Raw genomic sequence first — 15824 nt, forward strand, 5'->3', positions numbered from 1 at the left:
GAAGCGCGCGTCCCTCGACAGCCTTGTCGGGGGACGCGCGCTTCGAGGCGTTCAGGCCACCCACTCGTTGCGATCGCCGTCCGGGGCGTTGCGCTCGGGCCTCAGCCCGCGCAGGACGGCCTGGATGTCGTTCTCGTAGAGGACCTCGTGGTCCAGGAGGCCCTGGGCGAGGCGATCCAGGTCCGATCGGCGCTCGACGAGCACCTCGCGGGCCTGCTCGTAGGCCTCGCGCAGGAGCTGCTCGACGGCCCGGTCCAGCCGCTCGCGGGTGGCCTCGGAGCAGCTCAGCTCCTTGTAGTTGACCGGAAAGCCCCCGAGCATCCCGAGCTCCCAGACCAGCAGCTCCGCGATCTTGGTGGCGCGCTTGAGGTCCGAGTGGGCGCCGCTGGTCACCTCGCCGAAGACCATCTCCTCGGCGACGCGCCCCCCCATCAGCACGGCGAGCTCCGAGGCGTACTCCTCGCGGGTGACCAGGTGCCGGTCCTCGCGCTCTACCGACCAGGTGTAGCCCAGGGCGTGGCGGCCGGTGGGGATGATCGAGGCCTTGTGCAGGCGCTTGTGGGGCTGGGTGCGCAGGCCGACCACCGCGTGCCCCGCCTCGTGGAAGGCGACCACCCGGCGCTCGTCGGGGCTCAGGAGCTGCCCGGCGTTCTCCAGCCCGATCCCCAGGCGCTCCATGGCCTTCGAGAAGTCCTCGTGCCGCACCTGCGAGCGATGGCCCCGCACGGCGAGGATCGAGGCCTCGTTGACCACCGAGGCCAGATCCGCCCCGCTCATGTTGGCGGCGGCCCGCGCCAGGGCGCGCAGGTCCACGCCGCGGTCGAGCTTCACCTTGCGGGCGTAGTGCGCAAGCAGCGCCTCGCGCCCCTTGAGGTCGGGCAGCCCCACGTGGATCTTGCGGTCGAAGCGGCCCGGCCGCAGGAGGGCCGCGTCGAGCGACTCCTCGAAGTTGGTCGCCCCGATGGTGATCACGTTGGCGTCGCGCCCGAAGCCGTCCAGCTCGACCAGGAACTGGTTGAGGGTGTTGTTTCCCTCCTGGCCGCCGAACTGGTTGCTGCTGCGCGAGCGCCCCAGGGCGTCGATCTCGTCGATGAAGACGATGGCGGCGGGGTGCTTGCGGGCCTTCTTGTAGAGGGAGCGGATCCGGCTGGCGCCCACTCCCACGAAGACCTCGACGAAGTCGGCGCCGGAAAGAGAGTAGAATGGCACTCCGGCCTCGTTGGCGATCGCCTTGGCCAGGAGGGTCTTGCCGGTGCCGGGCGGCCCGACCAGCAGGATCCCCTTGGGGATCTTGGCGCCGATCCGCTCGAAGTCCTTGGCGTTCTTGAGGAAGTCGACGACCTCCTGGGCCTCGCGCTTGGCCTCGTCGACGCCGAGCACGTCCGTGAAGCGCACGTCGTGGTTGGTCTCGCGGCTGGGGTCGAACTTGGCGCGGTTGAACATCCCCCCCATCACCCGCGCGTACACCAGGCAGAAGACCACGGCGTACAGCACGATCATGACGAAGGTGAGGGCGAGTTGGATGAGGATCTCGAGCATGCGACACCTCCTCGATTGGGGCCCCGGAATCGTAGCATTCAAGCAAACCTTCCCCGTTCTCCCGTGGCGCCAAAAACCCTCCCCAGAATTGACCAGGGCCGAAGGGAGGGAAGCGGCGAGAATCGGGTATAGAGGGAGGAACCCGCCGTCGGGTACCTGCCGCGAGGGGGCGGCCGCCATGGGACAGGACGCGCTGCAGCCGGATCGTTTGAGCGAAAGTCACATCGACCTTCACGACCGGCAGCACTTCGAGATCGCCTTCAACTACGACGCCTCGCCCGCCCTGGTCCGCCCGGACGGCCGGGTGCGCTTCCGCGTGGACGCCTTCTTCTTCCTGCCCTCCAGCCTGGGGGTCTCGGCCCTCTCCTACGGCAAGGACGACTTCTTCAAGGACGTCCTGAGCTACCTGCGCTTCAAGACCCCCGACCTCGACAGCCAGGCCCTGGCGGATCCGCTCAACCCCCTCTCGCCTCTCAACGTCCTCAGCTTCAACCTCAAGCAGCTGGTGGAGCTGCCGGTCCCCGACCCCGCGCTCGAGACCTCGACCGTCCACGAGGCCAAGCTCCTGGGGTGCATCCTGATCGCCAACTGGCGCGACCTGCGCAAGCAGGCCAGGACTCTCGTCAAGGCCCTCTCCCGCTTCGCGCGCCCGACCCCGGGCTTCGCCGAGGCGATCGCCGATCTGCGTTTGCGCCTCGAGGCCGAGCACGCCCTTCTGATGCGCTATCGGGGGCTGCGCCGCGCCTACACCGACAACCAGGCGAGCCTCCCCGGGGCCGTGCTCGACGCCCTGCGGGTGGTGGACGAGTACCTCACCTATCGCTTCGACGAGAACCTCGGCAAGATCCACGAGGCCTTTTCGCCCCTGGGCGACGCGGCCGCCGAGCTCGAGGAGCGCCTGCGCTGGCTCGGTTCCTACGAGGCCCTCTACCGGCAGGAGGAGGGCTTCGTCTGCCTGTCCAGCTCGGATCTCCAGTCGTTCGAGCGGTACACCTACCGGACGGGCGCCCTCAAGAAGCACCTGGCCGAGGTCCTCTTCCTGGACGTGCAGACCGTGCGCGAGGTGCGCCGCTACCGGGGCCTGGTGGCGGCCCTGGGGGCGGGGCTCGCGGCCTTCTGGAGCACGCTGGGCGATCGCAACGTCAACGTGCAGCTGCACGGCGTCTCGACCGCGGCGCTCATCCTGATCGTGGTCCTGGTCTACATCCTCAAGGACCGCATCAAGGAGTTCTTCAAGGACTACGTGGCCACCCAGGTGCAGCGCCTCTTGCCGGACCAGCGCATGACGATCACCGACCCCATGACGCGCCAGCGCATCGGCTCGTGCCGCCAGACGGTCCGCTACGAGCGCAAGCGCCGCCTGGCCGCCGACATCCGCCGGGTGCGCGAGTTCACCCACACCATCGACCTGGACGAGGCCCGCGAGGAGGAGGTCCTCTCCTACCGGCACGACATGACCCTCGAGGCCCGGCGGATCCACGCGACCCACTCGCGCCGGATGCACGTCAAGCACATCCTTCGCTACTCGGTGGCCAACCTCCTGCGCCGCCTGTCGGACCCCCACGTCAAGGTGTCGCGCTTCAACCCGCGCACCGGCCGCTTCGAGGTCGTCATGGCCCCCAAGGTCTACCACGTCAACGTGGTCTTCAGGGTCGCCGCCATAGGTCCGGACGGCAGGCTCGCGGACCCGGTCTACCACCGCCTGCGGGTGATCCTCAACAAGGACGGCATCGATCGGGTCGAGAAGGTCGTCCAGAACAAGCACATGCGCGAGATCGGCCAGGAGACGCAGCCGGAGGTCCTCGAGCGCGCCGACGACCTGAGCCTGAGCGAGGCCGAGGATCTATCCCCGAGCTAGCCGCGGGCGCCCACCGAGCTAGCGGCGCTTTCAACGCCCGCGGCGATCGTGAACAATGGGGGCCTGGTGATTCGGAGGCCCCATGCGCGTTCAGTCCCGCATCCTCCTCGGCTACAGCCCGGTGCTCGCCATCCTCGCGGCGCTCCTGGCGCTGGCGATCACGGCGAGCTACCTCGCGGCCCTCGCCTCCGATCGGGCCTTCGACAGGACCCTGCCCGCCATCGTGGGGGGCGAGGAGCTCCTCTCCTTGGCGCGCAACCTGGAGGCGCTCGAGTACGTCTACTTCCTCGAGGCGTCGATGCCGGGCCGGGCCAGGAGCGCCATGGCCGAGTTCGATCGGACGAGCCAGGAGTTCGACGGCTACTATCGGGGCATCCTGGCCGTCGCGGACACGCCCGTCGAGCGGCGCCACCTCGCCGAAATCGACCGGGCCTACAAGGCCTTCATCGCGATCGATCACCAGATCCGCGTGCGCCTGGCCGAGGGGCGGGTCGCCGAGGCCCAGCACCTCAACGTCACCGAGTCCCTGCTGGCTTACGACCGCTTCTCGCAGGCCGCGAGCGCCCTGGTCGTCTACAACCGTCGGCACCTCGTCGAGGCGCGCGCCGCCATCGCGCAGCGCCGGAACACCGCGCTCGCCCTGCTCGGCGCAGGAGGCGTCCTGGCCCTGATGCTCGGGCTCTGGGTCGGCGCGCGGCTCGCGCGCGACCTCTCGCGGCCCCTGGCCGAGCTCGGCCAGGCCGCCGACCGGCTCGCGGGGGGGGACTTCGCGCTCATGCCGCCGAGCCGCGAGGTCCGGGGCATCACCGAGGTCCGGAAGCTGTACGACGCCCTGGCCTGGATGGCCCGCTCGCTCGAGGGCCTCACCCGCGATTTGCGCGAGGCCAACGCGGGCCTCGAGCGCAAGGTGGCCGAGCGAACCGCCGCGCTGGAGGAGGCCAAGCGCGAGCTCGAGGCCACCGTCGCGGAGCTGCGATCGCTCGACAAGCTCAAGAGCGACTTCCTCTCGGTGGTCAGCCACGAGCTGCTGACCCCCATCAACTTTGTGACCGGCTACGGCTCGACCCTGAGCGAAGGCCTGCTCGGCGACTTGAGCGCCGAGCAGCGCGCGGCCGTGGACAAGATGCTCGAGGGGGCCGCGCGGCTGACGCGGATCGTGCGCAACCTGCTCGACTACACCCGGCTGGAAGCGGGCGAACTGCGCATCCACGCCCAGCCCGTCGACGTGGCCGAGCTCCTGGAGGGCCAGATCGCCGAGCTCGCGCCTCAGTTCGAGCGCAAGGAGCTCGCGCTCTCGCTCCTTCTTTCGCCCGACCTGCCCCCCGTCTGGGGGGATCCGGCGCGCGTCCACCAGGTGCTGAGCGAGCTGCTCGACAACGCCGCCAAGTTCACGGGAAGCGGCGGGAGCGTGAGGGTCCGGGCGAGGCGCGCGCAGGGCGCCGTGGAGATCGAGGTGAGCGACACCGGCATCGGCATCGCGCCCGACGTGCTGCCGCGGATCTTCGATCGCTTCTACCAGGGGGACTCGAGCAGCACGCGCGCCTACGGCGGGACCGGGATCGGCCTGACGCTCGCCAAGCAACTCGCCGAGGGCATGGAAGGCGAGCTTGCAATCGCAAGCACCCTCGGCGAGGGGACCCGGGCGATCCTGAGGTTGCGCCCGGCCTAGGCGCCCGGCTACTCTTCCATGCTGATCGGGATCGAACGGGAGCGGCCCGCCTCGACCTTGGGCAGCCGCAGGGTCAGGACGCCCTCCTTGAGGCTCGCCTTGAGGCGCTCGTGGTTGGTGCCGCTCGGCAGCCGGAAGGTGCGCTGGAAGGAGCCGTAGGTCCGCTCGACGCGATGGGCCTTGGCGCCCTCGGGCTCCGCGTAGGGGCGCTCTCCCGCGAGCGTCAGCTCGTCGCCGTCGAGGAGAAGCCGGATGTCCTCCTGCTTGAGGCCCGCGAGCTCGACCAGGAACACCCACTCGGCCTCGGTCTCGAACGCGTCAACGGCGGGCGACCAGTTGCCGGCGGGGATCGCGGCGGGCCCCAGCGCCTGCTGGAACTCGGTACGCAGGTCGTCGAGGGTGCGCAAAAGCGCCGGGGAGACGTTCTGCCAGCGGTTGAAACGATCCATCGTTCATCCTCCGTGTATGAGCGGGGTGCTGTCAGGTCATTTTAGCAAGCAATTGGTGTTTTCCGCAATGGGCGGGGCTTTGGTATCATGATCCAATCGCCTGGCCGCTTGTGCCAGTCCCTATCACGAGTTGAGGAGCCCATGTCGAAGTACGATCCGTCCGTCATCGAACCCAAGTGGCAGGCCTACTGGGATGCCCACAAGACCTTCAAGGCCACCCTGGATGCGTCCAAGCCCAAGTACTACGTCCTCGACATGTTCCCCTACCCCTCGGGGGCGGGCCTCCACGTGGGCCACCCCGAGGGCTACACGGCGACCGACATCGTCTCGCGCTACAAGCGCATGAAGGGCTTCAACGTCCTGCACCCCATGGGCTGGGACGCCTTCGGCCTGCCCGCCGAGCAGCACGCCCTTGATACCGGCGAGCATCCGCGCGAGATCACCAAGCGCAACATCGCGAACTTCAAGCGCCAGATCAAGAGCCTCGGCTTCTCCTACGACTGGGACCGCGAGTTCAGCACCACCGACCCGGACTACTACCGCTGGACCCAGTGGATCTTCCTCCAGCTCTACAACAAGGGCCTCGCCTACGTGGCCGAGGTCCCCGTCAACTGGTGCCCGGCCCTCGGAACGGTGCTGGCCAACGAGGAGGTCATCGACGGCAAGAGCGAGCGCGGCGGTCATCCGGTCGTCCGCAAGCCCATGCGCCAGTGGATGCTCAAGATCACGGCCTACGCCGATCGCCTGATCGAGGACCTCGCCGAGCTCGACTGGCCCGAGAGCGTCCTCGAGATGCAGCGTCACTGGATCGGTCGCTCCGAGGGCGCCGAGATCGACTTCAAGGTGGCCGGCACCAAGTTCTCCTTCACCGTCTTCACCAGCCGCCCCGACACCCTCTTCGGCGCGACCTACTGCGTGCTCGCCCCCGAGCATCCCTTGGTCGATCGCATCGCGACGGCCGAGCAGTTCGACGCGGTGCAGGCCTACAAGGAGCAGGCCTCGCGCAAGAGCGACCTGGATCGCACGGACCTGGCCAAGGAGAAGACCGGCGTCTTCACCGGCGCCTTCGCCGTCAACCCGGTCAACGGCGAGGAGGTCCCGGTCTGGATCGCGGACTACGTGCTTGCGACCTACGGCACCGGCGCCATCATGGCGGTACCCGGCCACGACCAGCGCGACTACGAGTTCGCCAAGGCCATGGGGCTTTCCATCCGCGAGGTGATCCAGGGCGGGAACCTCGACGAGGCCGCCTACTCGGGCGACGGCCCCCACGTCAACTCGGGCTTCCTCGACGGCCTCGGCCTCGAGGAGGCCAAGGCGAAGATGATCGCCTGGCTCGAGGCCGAGGGGGTCGGCAAGAAGAAGGTCAACTACCGCCTGCGCGACTGGCTCTTCAGCCGCCAGCGCTACTGGGGCGAGCCCATCCCGGTCGTCCACCACGCCGACGGCTCCATCCAGCCCCTCGACGAGGCCATGCTGCCCTTGGTGCTGCCCGAGACCGACGAGATCAAGCCGAGCGGCACCGGCGAGAGCCCCTTGGCGAACATCCACGACTGGGTGAACATCACCGTGCCCTCGGGCGCCGAGGTCCGCCGCGAGACCAATACCATGCCTCAGTGGGCCGGCTCGTGCTGGTACTACCTGCGCTTCATGGACCCCAAGAACCCGGACGCGGCGGTCTCCAAGGAGGCCGAGCAGTACTGGGGCCCGGTCGATCTCTACATCGGCGGCGCCGAGCACGCGGTCCTGCACCTCCTGTACGCACGCTTCTGGCACAAGGTCCTGTACGACCTGGGGGTCGTGTCGACCAAGGAGCCCTTCAAGAAGCTCTTCAACCAGGGCATGATCCTGGGCGAGAACAACGAGAAGATGTCCAAGTCGCGCGGCAACGTCGTCAACCCGGACGACGTGGTCAACGAGTACGGCGCCGACACCCTGCGCCTCTACGAGATGTTCATGGGGCCCCTCGAGGCCGCAAAGCCCTGGAACACCCAGAACGTGGAGGGCTCGTTCCGCTTCCTGGCGCGTCTCTACCGCCTGGTCGTCGCCGAGAACGGCCTCAACCCCGCCATCAAGGACGTGAGCGCGACCGAGGCCAGCGAGCTCAACCGCACGCTGCACAAGACCATCAAGAAGGTCGGCGCCGACATCGAGGGCCTGCGCTTCAACACGGCGATCAGCGCCCTGATGATCCTGGTCAACGAGGCCTACAAGGCGGCTGTCCTTCCCAAGGGCATCGTCGAGGCCATGGTCCTGATGGTCGCGCCCTTCGCGCCCCACCTGGCCGAGGAGCTGTGGAGCCTCCTGGGCCATTCCGAGACCCTCGCCTACGTTCCCTTCCCCGCCTACGACGAGGCCATGACGGTCGAGGCGGAGGTGGAGCTGGCCATCCAGATCAACGGCAAGATCAAGGGCAAGGTCGTGGTCCCGGCCGATGCCGACCAGGCGTCGATCCTGGGTCTGGCCAAGCAGGTCGACGGCATCCCCGAGCAGCTCGCGGGCAAGGCGATCGTCAAGGAGATCGTGGTTCCCGGGAGGTTGGTCAACCTGGTGATCAAGTAACGACGAAGCGAGCGGGGCGCCCCACAGGGGCGCCCCGCTCGCTTCGTGATCCGGCTTAGTTGACGTATGAGGAGTAGAGGTTGTAGAGCCGGGCCTCCTCGTTGGAGATGCGGGTGCCGAGCACGTGGGTGAGCGCGCCGAACTCGCTGCGGAACGCGGCCGGCTGGGCGGCGATCGTGCCGGCGTTCCACTTGCCCAGGAAGCTGACGACCTTGGGCTTGATCCCCTCCATCTCCTCGAAGAAGGTCTTGACACTGGTCTTGAGGCTCAAGGGAGCGCCAGGCTTCTCGGCCGCAGCGCGCAGCGCTGGGTAGAGGTCCCGGTCCTCGGTCGCGAGGTGGGCCGTGAGCGCCTGTCCCAGGCTGCCGAGCTTCGTGGCGATGGCGGCCGCGTCCTTCTCGGGGCTCATCCCGCTGATGGCGGTGACGAGCTCCAGCATGTGCTTGTGCTGGGTGATGAGGGTCGTGATCTGGAGACTCATGGGGCTTCCTTTCTGATCGAGGCCTGGAGGTCAGGCGCCTTTGGAACGATGGCCGCCACCGGGACGCTCGCGTCGCCGGGGGAGGCGAGGACCTCTGCCAAGGTTTCGAGGGTCCTGGCCAGGGGGGCGAAGGTGGAATCGAGGGGGAAGTCCGGGGCGGGGACGTCTCCTCCCTGGCTCGCGGAATTGATCTGGAGTCCCAGCGTGTAGAGGGAGTCCAGGCTGCTGGTCACGTGGTCGGCCTTCTGGGTCTGCCTGCTGGCCGCCTCCGCCACTTGCCGGGTCAGGGTGCTCAGACAGAGGGTGGCGTCCGAGCTGACAGTGGCGTTGATCCGCTCCGAGACCTCGGCTTGCTCATGGGTGGCCTCGGCGATGGTGGCGATCACCGCCCGCATCTGAGCGACCTCGCTGACGATGCCCTGCAGGGACTCCCCGGCGCGGCCGGCGAGCTCGAGCCCCGTGCGCATGGCCTGATCCCCCTGCCAGGCCAGGCCGGTTGCCTGTTGGATGTGGCCCTGGATGCTCCGGATGATGTCGCCGATCTGCTTGGTGGCCGTCGCCGAGCGCTCGGCGAGCTTCCGGACTTCGTCCGCCACCACCGCGAACCCCCGGCCCGCTTCGCCGACCCGTGCCGCCTCGATGGCAGCGTTGAGGGCCAGAAGGTTGGTCTGGTCGGCGATGTCGTCGATGACCTCGATGATGGAGCCGACCTGCGTGGAGCCGGTGTCGAGGTGGCCGATGACCGCCAGGATCTCCCCCATGACCTGGTTGACCTGTGCCATGCCGGTGACGGTCTGGCTGACGGTCTCCTGCCCATCCTGGGCGACACCGCTCGCGCGCTCGGCGATCCGATAGGCCGAGGTCACGCTTTCGAGCACCTGCTGGGTGGTTGCGGCCATCTGGGTGATGGCCTGCGACGTGCTCTCGATGGTCATGGTCAGGGTGCTCGCGCTGCCGCCGACCGCGGTGATGTCCCCCACCAGCTCCTCGATCGCGCCGCTCATCTCCTCCATGCCGGAGAGCATCTGCTGGCTGTCCCCTGCGACCCGAGCGAACTCGCCCCGCAGGGCAGCCAGCGGGAAGGTGGACTCGTCGAGCCCTTCGCCGACCCTGAGCCGGAGCGCGATCGCCTCCGCTTGGAGACGCCCGACCCCGCGGTGGAGCCGCTCGACGAGCTCCTCCATCTGACAGCCAAGGTCTGCGTGGCGGGCGACGAGCGCCTGGAAGCCTCTTGCCAGCTGGGCATCGCCGACGGCCGTCGCAAGCGCCGTGGAAGAAGGCTGCTCCATCGCTTGCAGCGTCGTGCGCAGGCGCTTGAGGGCATGGCGCTCGGCGGCGAGGTGTCCAGCCCAGCCCAGGCCTGCGCCGAGCGGGAGGCAGAGCAGCAGGGCGATCGCCCAAGCGCCGTGGTGCCAGAGCCACCCCCCGGCGAGCGTGCCTGCAGCCATCGACGAGACGCAAACCGCAACCCAGGGCAACCAGAGTTGGCGTAGAGGGGTCATTTCAGCTCCTTCGAGTCGGGTGGCAGGAATGGCATGAATGGGGGGCGTCAGCGTCCGAGATGGAACGGACCCTACCGAGAAGTCCTTCGCTTGTCGGTGTATGTAACGTTTTACCATGCGATCTTTGAGAAAAGTACAATGAGTACGCAAAATATCATTAGTAATTGATCCGATCCATGGCGTCGCCCCAAAGTCCGCCCGTGCGGGGTTTGGGGTTTGACGTCGACCTGGGGGCCTGGTATCCTGCCGTTAGGAAGCCGACAACTGAATACATCCTTATCAAGAGACGGCGGAGGGACTGGCCCGATGATGCCCGGCAACCCTTGGGAGACCAAGAAGGTGCCAAATCCTGCAGGGGAAACCCTGGGAGATAAGACGAAGTCGACCCTCTCTTGATGTTGCAGGAGCGGGTCTTTTTTTGTGCGATCGAGGAGTTTCATGAGCCGATATCTCGAAGAGCTGCAGCGCCGCGTCCTCGTCTATGACGGGGCCATGGGGACCTCCCTCCAGAACTTCAACCTGAAGGCGGACGACTACGGCGGCAAGGAAGGTTGCAACGAGTACCTGGTGCTCTGCAAGCCCGAGGTGGTCGAGGCGGTCCACGACAGCTTCATGGCGGTCGGCTGCGACGTGCTCGAGACCGACACCTTCGGCGGCAACCGCCCCAAGCTCGAGGAGTACGGCCTCGGCGATCGCACCTACGAGCAGAACTTTGCGGCCGCTCAGCTGGCGCGCCGGGTGGCCGATCGCTACAGCACCCCCGAGCGGCCCCGCTTCGTCGCGGGCTCCATCGGCCCCACCGGCATGCTGCCCAGCAGCGACGACCCGGCCCTCGGCAACATCACCTACGAGCAGCTCGCCGCCATCTTCGAGGAGCAGGCCCAGCCCCTGGTCGAGGGCGGGTGCGACGTGCTCCTGATCGAGACCTCCCAGGACATCCTGGAGGTGAAGGCTGCGATCGCGGGCATCCAGCGCTACTTCAAGAAGTCCGGCAAGCGCGTCCCTTTGCAGGTCCAGGTCACCCTCGACACCAGCGGCCGGATGCTGCTCGGCACCGACATCGCGGCAGCGATCGCCATCCTCGAGGCCCTGCCCATCGACGTGATCGGCCTCAACTGCTCCACCGGCCCCGAGCACATGCGCGGACCCCTGGCCATCTTCGCGGAGCGCGCCACCAAGCCCGTCTCCGTCATCCCCAACGCGGGCCTGCCCCTCAACGTGGACGGCAAGGCCGTCTACCCCCTGGAGCCCGCGCCCATGGCCGAGGCCCTGGCGACCTTCGTCGCCGAGTACGGCGTCAACGTGGTCGGCGGCTGCTGCGGCACCACCCCCGCGCACCTGGCGGCCATCGTCCAGGCGGTCTCGGGCGTCGAGCCCGGGCCCAAGAACCCGGATGCCACCCCGCACGTGGCGAGCGCCATCCGCGCGACCAGCCTGCACCAGGTCCCCAGGCCCCTGATCGTCGGCGAGCGGGTCAACGCCCAGGGCAGCCGCAAGCTCAAGCAGTTCCTTTTGGACGACGACTACGACGGCGTGCTCGCGGTCGCCCGCGAGCAGGTGGAGACCGGCGCGCACGTCCTCGACGTCTGCGTGGCGCTGACCGAGCGCGGCGACGAGGCCGAGCAGATGCGGCGTGTCGTCAAGAAGCTCGCCATGGGCATCGAGGCCCCCCTGATGATCGACTCGACCGAGCCCTCGGTCATCGTCGAGGCGCTCAGGACCAACCCGGGCCGCGCCATCGTCAACTCGATCCACCTCGAGAACGGCCGGACGCGCATCGATTCGCTCCTGCCCCACGTCCTCGAGCACGGGGCGGCCGTCGTGGCGCTGACCATCGACGAGGTCGGCATGGCCAAGACCGCCGAGCGCAAGCTCGCGGTCGCCAGGCGCATCCACGACATCGTCTGCGGCGAGTACGGCCTGCCGAGCACGGCGCTGATCTTCGACGATTTGACCTTCACGCTCGCCACCGGCGACGCGGAGTTCCGCGACTCGGCCGTGGCGACCATCGAGGGCATCCGCCTCATCAAGGAGGCCATGCCGGGCGTCCTGACCGTGCTCGGGGTCAGCAACGTCAGCTTCGGCCTGGCCCCCCACGCCCGCGCCGTGCTCAACTCGGTCTTCCTGCACCACTGCGTGCAGGCTGGGCTGGACCTGGCCATCGTGAACCCCGCCCACATCACGCCCCTGGCCGAGATCCCCGCCGAGCAGCGCGAGCTGACCGAGGCCCTGGTCTTCAACCGCGACCCCGACGCCCTGCAGGCGTTCATCGCGTACTTCGAGGCCAACAAGGCGAGTACCGCGCCCGGCGCGCCGACCGAGGACCCCACCGCGGGCATGACCTGCGAGGAGAAGCTCCACTACCAGATCCTGCACCGCAAGAAGGACGGCATCGAGGCCCTCTTGGACGAGGCCATGGCTTCCCGGAGCCCCGTCGAGGTCCTCAACCAGGTGCTCTTGCCCGCCATGAAGGACGTGGGCGACAAGTTCGGCAAGGGGGAGCTGATCCTGCCGTTCGTCCTGCAGTCCGCCGAGGTCATGAAGAAGGCGGTCGCGCACCTCGAGCAGTTCCTGGAGAAGAAGGAAGGCTACACCAAGGGCAAGATCGTGCTCGCCACGGTCTACGGCGACGTCCACGACATCGGCAAGAACCTCTCCAACACCATCCTGACCAACAACGGCTACACGGTCTACGACCTGGGCAAGCAGGTGCCCATCAACACCATCATCGACAAGGCGATCGAGGTGGGGGCGGACGCCATCGGCCTCTCGGCCCTTCTGGTCTCGACCTCCAAGCAGATGCCCCTCTGCGTCAACGAGCTCCACAAGCGGGGCCTCTCCTTCCCCGTGATGGTGGGCGGGGCGGCCATCAACCGCAGCTTCGGCCGTCGGATCGCGATCGCCGACGACGGCGCGTTCTACGCGCCGGGCACCTTCTACGCCAACGACGTCTTCGAGGGGCTCGCCATCGTGGACGCCCTGACCGATCCCGACCGGCGCGACGTCTTCGTTTCCAGGATCCGAGAGGAGGCTCTGCTCGCCGCTTCCAAGCCCAAGGTGTCGGCCTCGACGGTGGTCGCGCCCGTTGTCCGCTCGGCGGTGAGCACGCAGGTCTCGATCCCCAAGGCCCCCTTCTGGGGCCACAAGGTGATCGAGGGCATCCCGCTCGATCGGGTCTACGACTGCCTGGACCTCAAGAGCCTCTTCCGGCTCTCGTGGGGCGGCCGCGCCACCAACGGCGAGGAGTGGGTGCGCCTCTTGCGCGAGGAGTTCCACCCGCGCCTGGAGGCGCTCAAGCTGCAGGCCAAGAAGGAGGGCTTCCTGACGCCCAGGGTGGTCTACGGCTACTACCCGTGCCAGGCGGACGGCGACTCCCTGCTCATCTACGACTCGCCCGAGGGCGGCAAGGTCCGCACGACCTTCTCCTTCCCCCGCCAGCCGGACGGCGAGCACCTCTGCCTTTCCGACTACTTCGCCCCGGTCGGCTCGGGCCGGATGGACGTGGTGGCCTTCCAGGCCGTGACCATGGGGCCGGGCTCGACCGCGCTGAACGAGGCCCTCCAGGCCAAGGGCGACTACTCGGAGGGCTACTACCTGCACGGCCTCTCGGTGGAGGCCGCCGAGGCCCTCGCCGAGGTCGCGCACCGTCACATCCGCAAGGAGTGGGCCCTCTCGGAGGGCCTGGGCAAGCGTTACAGCTGGGGCTATCCGGCCATCCCCGACCTGGAGGACCACGGCAAGCTCTTCGACCTGATGCCCATCACCGAGACCATCGGCATGACCCTGACCGAGTCGTTCCAGCTGGTGCCCGAGCAATCCACCGTCGCGGTGGTCCTGCACCACCCGGAGGCCAAGTACTACGCCGTCCGGCCCCAGGCGGGCGAGCGCGTCAGCCCGCACCCGCGCCTTCTCAAGGAAGGGGTGTAGGGCCATGCGGGACTTCCGTTCACTCCTCTTGGAGGACCGGGTCGTCGTCTTCGACGGGGCCATGGGCACGATGCTCTACTCCATGGGCGTCTTCATCAACCGCTGCTACGACGAGCTGAACCTCAAGGAGCCGGCCCTGGTCCGCGAGGTCCACGAGGCCTACCTCCGGGCCGGGGCCGAGGTGATCGAGACCAACACCTTCGGCGCCACCCGCCCGCACCTGGAGGGCTACGGCCTGGGCGACCAGGTACGGCTCATCAACCGGCGCGCGGCCGAGATCGCCCGTGAGGCGGCGGGCGAGGATCGCTACGTGGCCGGCGCAGTCGGGCCGCTGGGGATCCGGCTGGAGCCCTACGGCCCCACCTCCGAGGCCGAGGCCGAGGCCTTCTTCGTCGAGGCCGTCGAGGGCCTCCTCGAGGGCGGGGTGGACTGCGTCGTGCTGGAGACCTTCTCGGACCTGCGCGAGATCCAGCAGGCCCTCAAGGCGGTGCGCAGCCGCACGGACCTGCCCGTCTTCGCCCAGATGACGATCCAGGACGACGGCAAGACCAGCTACGGCACGGACCCGGCGGATGCCGCGCGCATGCTCGATCGCTGGGGCGCGGACGTGATCGGCCTCAACTGCTCGGTCGGCCCCGCCATCATCCTGGAGGCCATCGAGAGGGTGGCCGAGGCGACCGACAAGAAGCTCTCGGCCCTTCCCAACGCCGGCATGCCCCGCGAGATCCACGGCCGCAAGATGTACATGTCGAGCCCCGACTACATGGCCAGGTACGCCAAGCGGCTCATCCAGGCGGGGGTGAAGTTCGTCGGCGGCTGCTGCGGGACGACCCCCGACCACATCAAGCAGATCGCGGACGCCGCCCGCGCCCTGTCGCCCAGGCGCCAGCCTAGCGCCATGACCGTGCAGGAGCGCGGCACCCGGCCCTTGGTCGAGCCGGTTCCTCTTTCCGAGCGATCGCGCTTCGGGGCCAAGCTCGCCCGTGGCGCCTTCGTCACCTCGGTCGAGATCGTCCCGCCCAAGGGCTGCGACCCGCAGCTCATGCTCGAAGGGGTGCGCCTGATCCGGGACGCGGGGGTGGACGCCATCAACGTGCCGGACGGCCCGCGCGCCCAGAGCCGGATGGGGGCCATGGCGGCCTCGCTGCTCATCGAGAAGGAGGGGATCGAGGCGGTGGTCCACTACACCTGCCGCGATCGCAACCTGCTCGGCATGCAGAGCGACCTGCTCGGGGCTGCGGCCCTCGGGATCCGCAACCTGCTCCTGGTCACGGGCGATCCCCCCAAGATGGGCCCCTATCCCCAGGCGACGGCGGTCTTCGACATCGACTCGATCGGCCTCTCGAACATGGTCAACCGCCTCAACCACGGGCTGGACCTGGGCGGCAACCCCATCGGCCTGCCCACGGCCTTCTGCTTCGGCGTGGGGGTCAACCCCGCGGCGCTCGACCTCGATCACGAGATCCAGCGCTTCGCCTGGAAGATCGAGGCCGGCGCCCAGTACGCCATCACCCAGCCGGTCTTCGACGTGGACCAGCTCAGGCGCTTCCTTGAGAGGGTCGAGGGCTTCAAGGTGCCCGTCGTCGCGGGCATCTGGCCGCTGGCGAGCTTCCGCAACGCCGAGTTCATGAGCAACGAGGTGCCGGGGGTGGTGATCCCCCCCTCGGTCCTGGAGCGCATGCACGCGGCCGAGGCGCGGGGGCAGGCGGCCCAGGAGGGGGTGGCGATCGCCCGCGAGATGCTCGAAGAGGTCCGGGGTCTGGTGCAGGGCGTCCAGGTCAGCGCGCCCTTGGGCAAGATCCCGCTGGCGCTGGCGGTCTTCGCGGAATAACGTTCG

At 68.3% G+C, this 15824-nt stretch carries 9 protein-coding genes and 1 riboswitch; of the genes, 5 read left to right on the forward strand and 4 right to left on the reverse strand.

The features are described 5' to 3' along the window. Window positions 1-51: 51 nt before the first annotated feature. Window positions 52-1539 carry an AAA family ATPase gene (locus V6D00_13905; protein HEY9900263.1) on the reverse strand — a complete coding sequence of 496 codons (1488 nt, stop codon included), beginning with the start codon at window positions 1537-1539 and terminating at the stop codon, window positions 52-54. Window positions 1540-1717: 178 nt separating this feature from the next. Here V6D00_13905 and V6D00_13910 point away from each other — a divergent pair, with 178 nt between their 5' ends. Together V6D00_13910 and V6D00_13915 are read left to right on the forward strand one after the other, a co-directional pair. Then, the gene (locus V6D00_13910; GenBank protein HEY9900264.1) at window positions 1718-3397 is read left to right on the forward strand and encodes a hypothetical protein; all 1680 of its coding nucleotides are present in this window, start codon (window positions 1718-1720) and stop codon (window positions 3395-3397) included. An 82-nt stretch (window positions 3398-3479) separates the two neighbouring features. Then, a complete protein-coding gene (locus tag V6D00_13915) occupies window positions 3480-5066 on the forward strand; it encodes an ATP-binding protein (protein HEY9900265.1) in 1587 nt (528 codons plus the stop codon). An 8-nt stretch (window positions 5067-5074) separates the two neighbouring features. Here the strand turns inward: V6D00_13915 and V6D00_13920 are convergent, their stop codons facing one another. Further along, window positions 5075-5515, reverse strand: coding sequence for an Hsp20/alpha crystallin family protein (locus V6D00_13920; protein ID HEY9900266.1), 441 nt, complete (start codon window positions 5513-5515; stop codon window positions 5075-5077). Between the two features lie 141 nt (window positions 5516-5656). Here V6D00_13920 and leuS point away from each other — a divergent pair, with 141 nt between their 5' ends. Continuing rightward, window positions 5657-8077: a leucine--tRNA ligase gene (gene leuS, locus V6D00_13925; GenBank protein ID HEY9900267.1), complete on the forward strand. Its 2421-nt coding sequence runs from the start codon at window positions 5657-5659 to the stop codon at window positions 8075-8077. Between the two features lie 55 nt (window positions 8078-8132). Here the strand turns inward: leuS and V6D00_13930 are convergent, their stop codons facing one another. Beyond that, on the reverse strand, window positions 8133-8558 hold the full coding sequence (locus V6D00_13930) for a hemerythrin domain-containing protein (GenBank protein HEY9900268.1): 426 nt from the start codon (window positions 8556-8558) through the stop codon (window positions 8133-8135). After that, window positions 8555-10006, reverse strand: a complete 1452-nt coding sequence (locus V6D00_13935) for a methyl-accepting chemotaxis protein (GenBank protein ID HEY9900269.1) — start codon at window positions 10004-10006, stop codon at window positions 8555-8557. The genes V6D00_13930 and V6D00_13935 overlap by 4 nt, the downstream gene beginning before the upstream one ends. Before the next feature lie 327 nt (window positions 10007-10333). Further along, a riboswitch (SAM riboswitch) is annotated at window positions 10334-10437 on the forward strand. A 61-nt stretch (window positions 10438-10498) separates the two neighbouring features. On the opposite strand from V6D00_13935, the gene metH reads away from it, so the two are divergent. Further along, a complete protein-coding gene (metH, locus tag V6D00_13940; GenBank protein HEY9900270.1) occupies window positions 10499-13987 on the forward strand; it encodes a methionine synthase in 3489 nt (1162 codons plus the stop codon). A 4-nt stretch (window positions 13988-13991) separates the two neighbouring features. Then, window positions 13992-15818, forward strand: a complete 1827-nt coding sequence (locus V6D00_13945) for a bifunctional homocysteine S-methyltransferase/methylenetetrahydrofolate reductase (protein HEY9900271.1) — start codon at window positions 13992-13994, stop codon at window positions 15816-15818. Window positions 15819-15824 lie beyond the last annotated feature (6 nt).

Origin of the sequence: Pantanalinema sp. (assembly GCA_036704125.1) — a bacterium.
Taxonomy (GTDB): Bacteria; Cyanobacteriota; Sericytochromatia; order S15B-MN24; family UBA4093; genus JAGIBK01.

Bases quoted from the DNA above. Each gene is read 5' to 3' on its own strand.
- V6D00_13945 (HEY9900271.1), top strand. From the start codon at position 13,992: ATGCGGGACTTCCGTTCACTCCTCTTGGAGGACCGGGTCGTCGTCTTC.
- V6D00_13915 (HEY9900265.1), top strand. From the start codon at position 3,480: ATGCGCGTTCAGTCCCGCATCCTCCTCGGCTACAGCCCGGTGCTCGCC.
- V6D00_13905 (HEY9900263.1), bottom strand. From the start codon at position 1,539: ATGCTCGAGATCCTCATCCAACTCGCCCTCACCTTCGTCATGATCGTG.
- V6D00_13930 (HEY9900268.1), bottom strand. From the start codon at position 8,558: ATGAGTCTCCAGATCACGACCCTCATCACCCAGCACAAGCACATGCTG.
- V6D00_13935 (HEY9900269.1), bottom strand. From the start codon at position 10,006: ATGGCTGCAGGCACGCTCGCCGGGGGGTGGCTCTGGCACCACGGCGCT.
- leuS (HEY9900267.1), top strand. From the start codon at position 5,657: ATGTCGAAGTACGATCCGTCCGTCATCGAACCCAAGTGGCAGGCCTAC.
- V6D00_13910 (HEY9900264.1), top strand. From the start codon at position 1,718: ATGGGACAGGACGCGCTGCAGCCGGATCGTTTGAGCGAAAGTCACATC.
- V6D00_13920 (HEY9900266.1), bottom strand. From the start codon at position 5,515: ATGGATCGTTTCAACCGCTGGCAGAACGTCTCCCCGGCGCTTTTGCGC.
- metH (HEY9900270.1), top strand. From the start codon at position 10,499: ATGAGCCGATATCTCGAAGAGCTGCAGCGCCGCGTCCTCGTCTATGAC.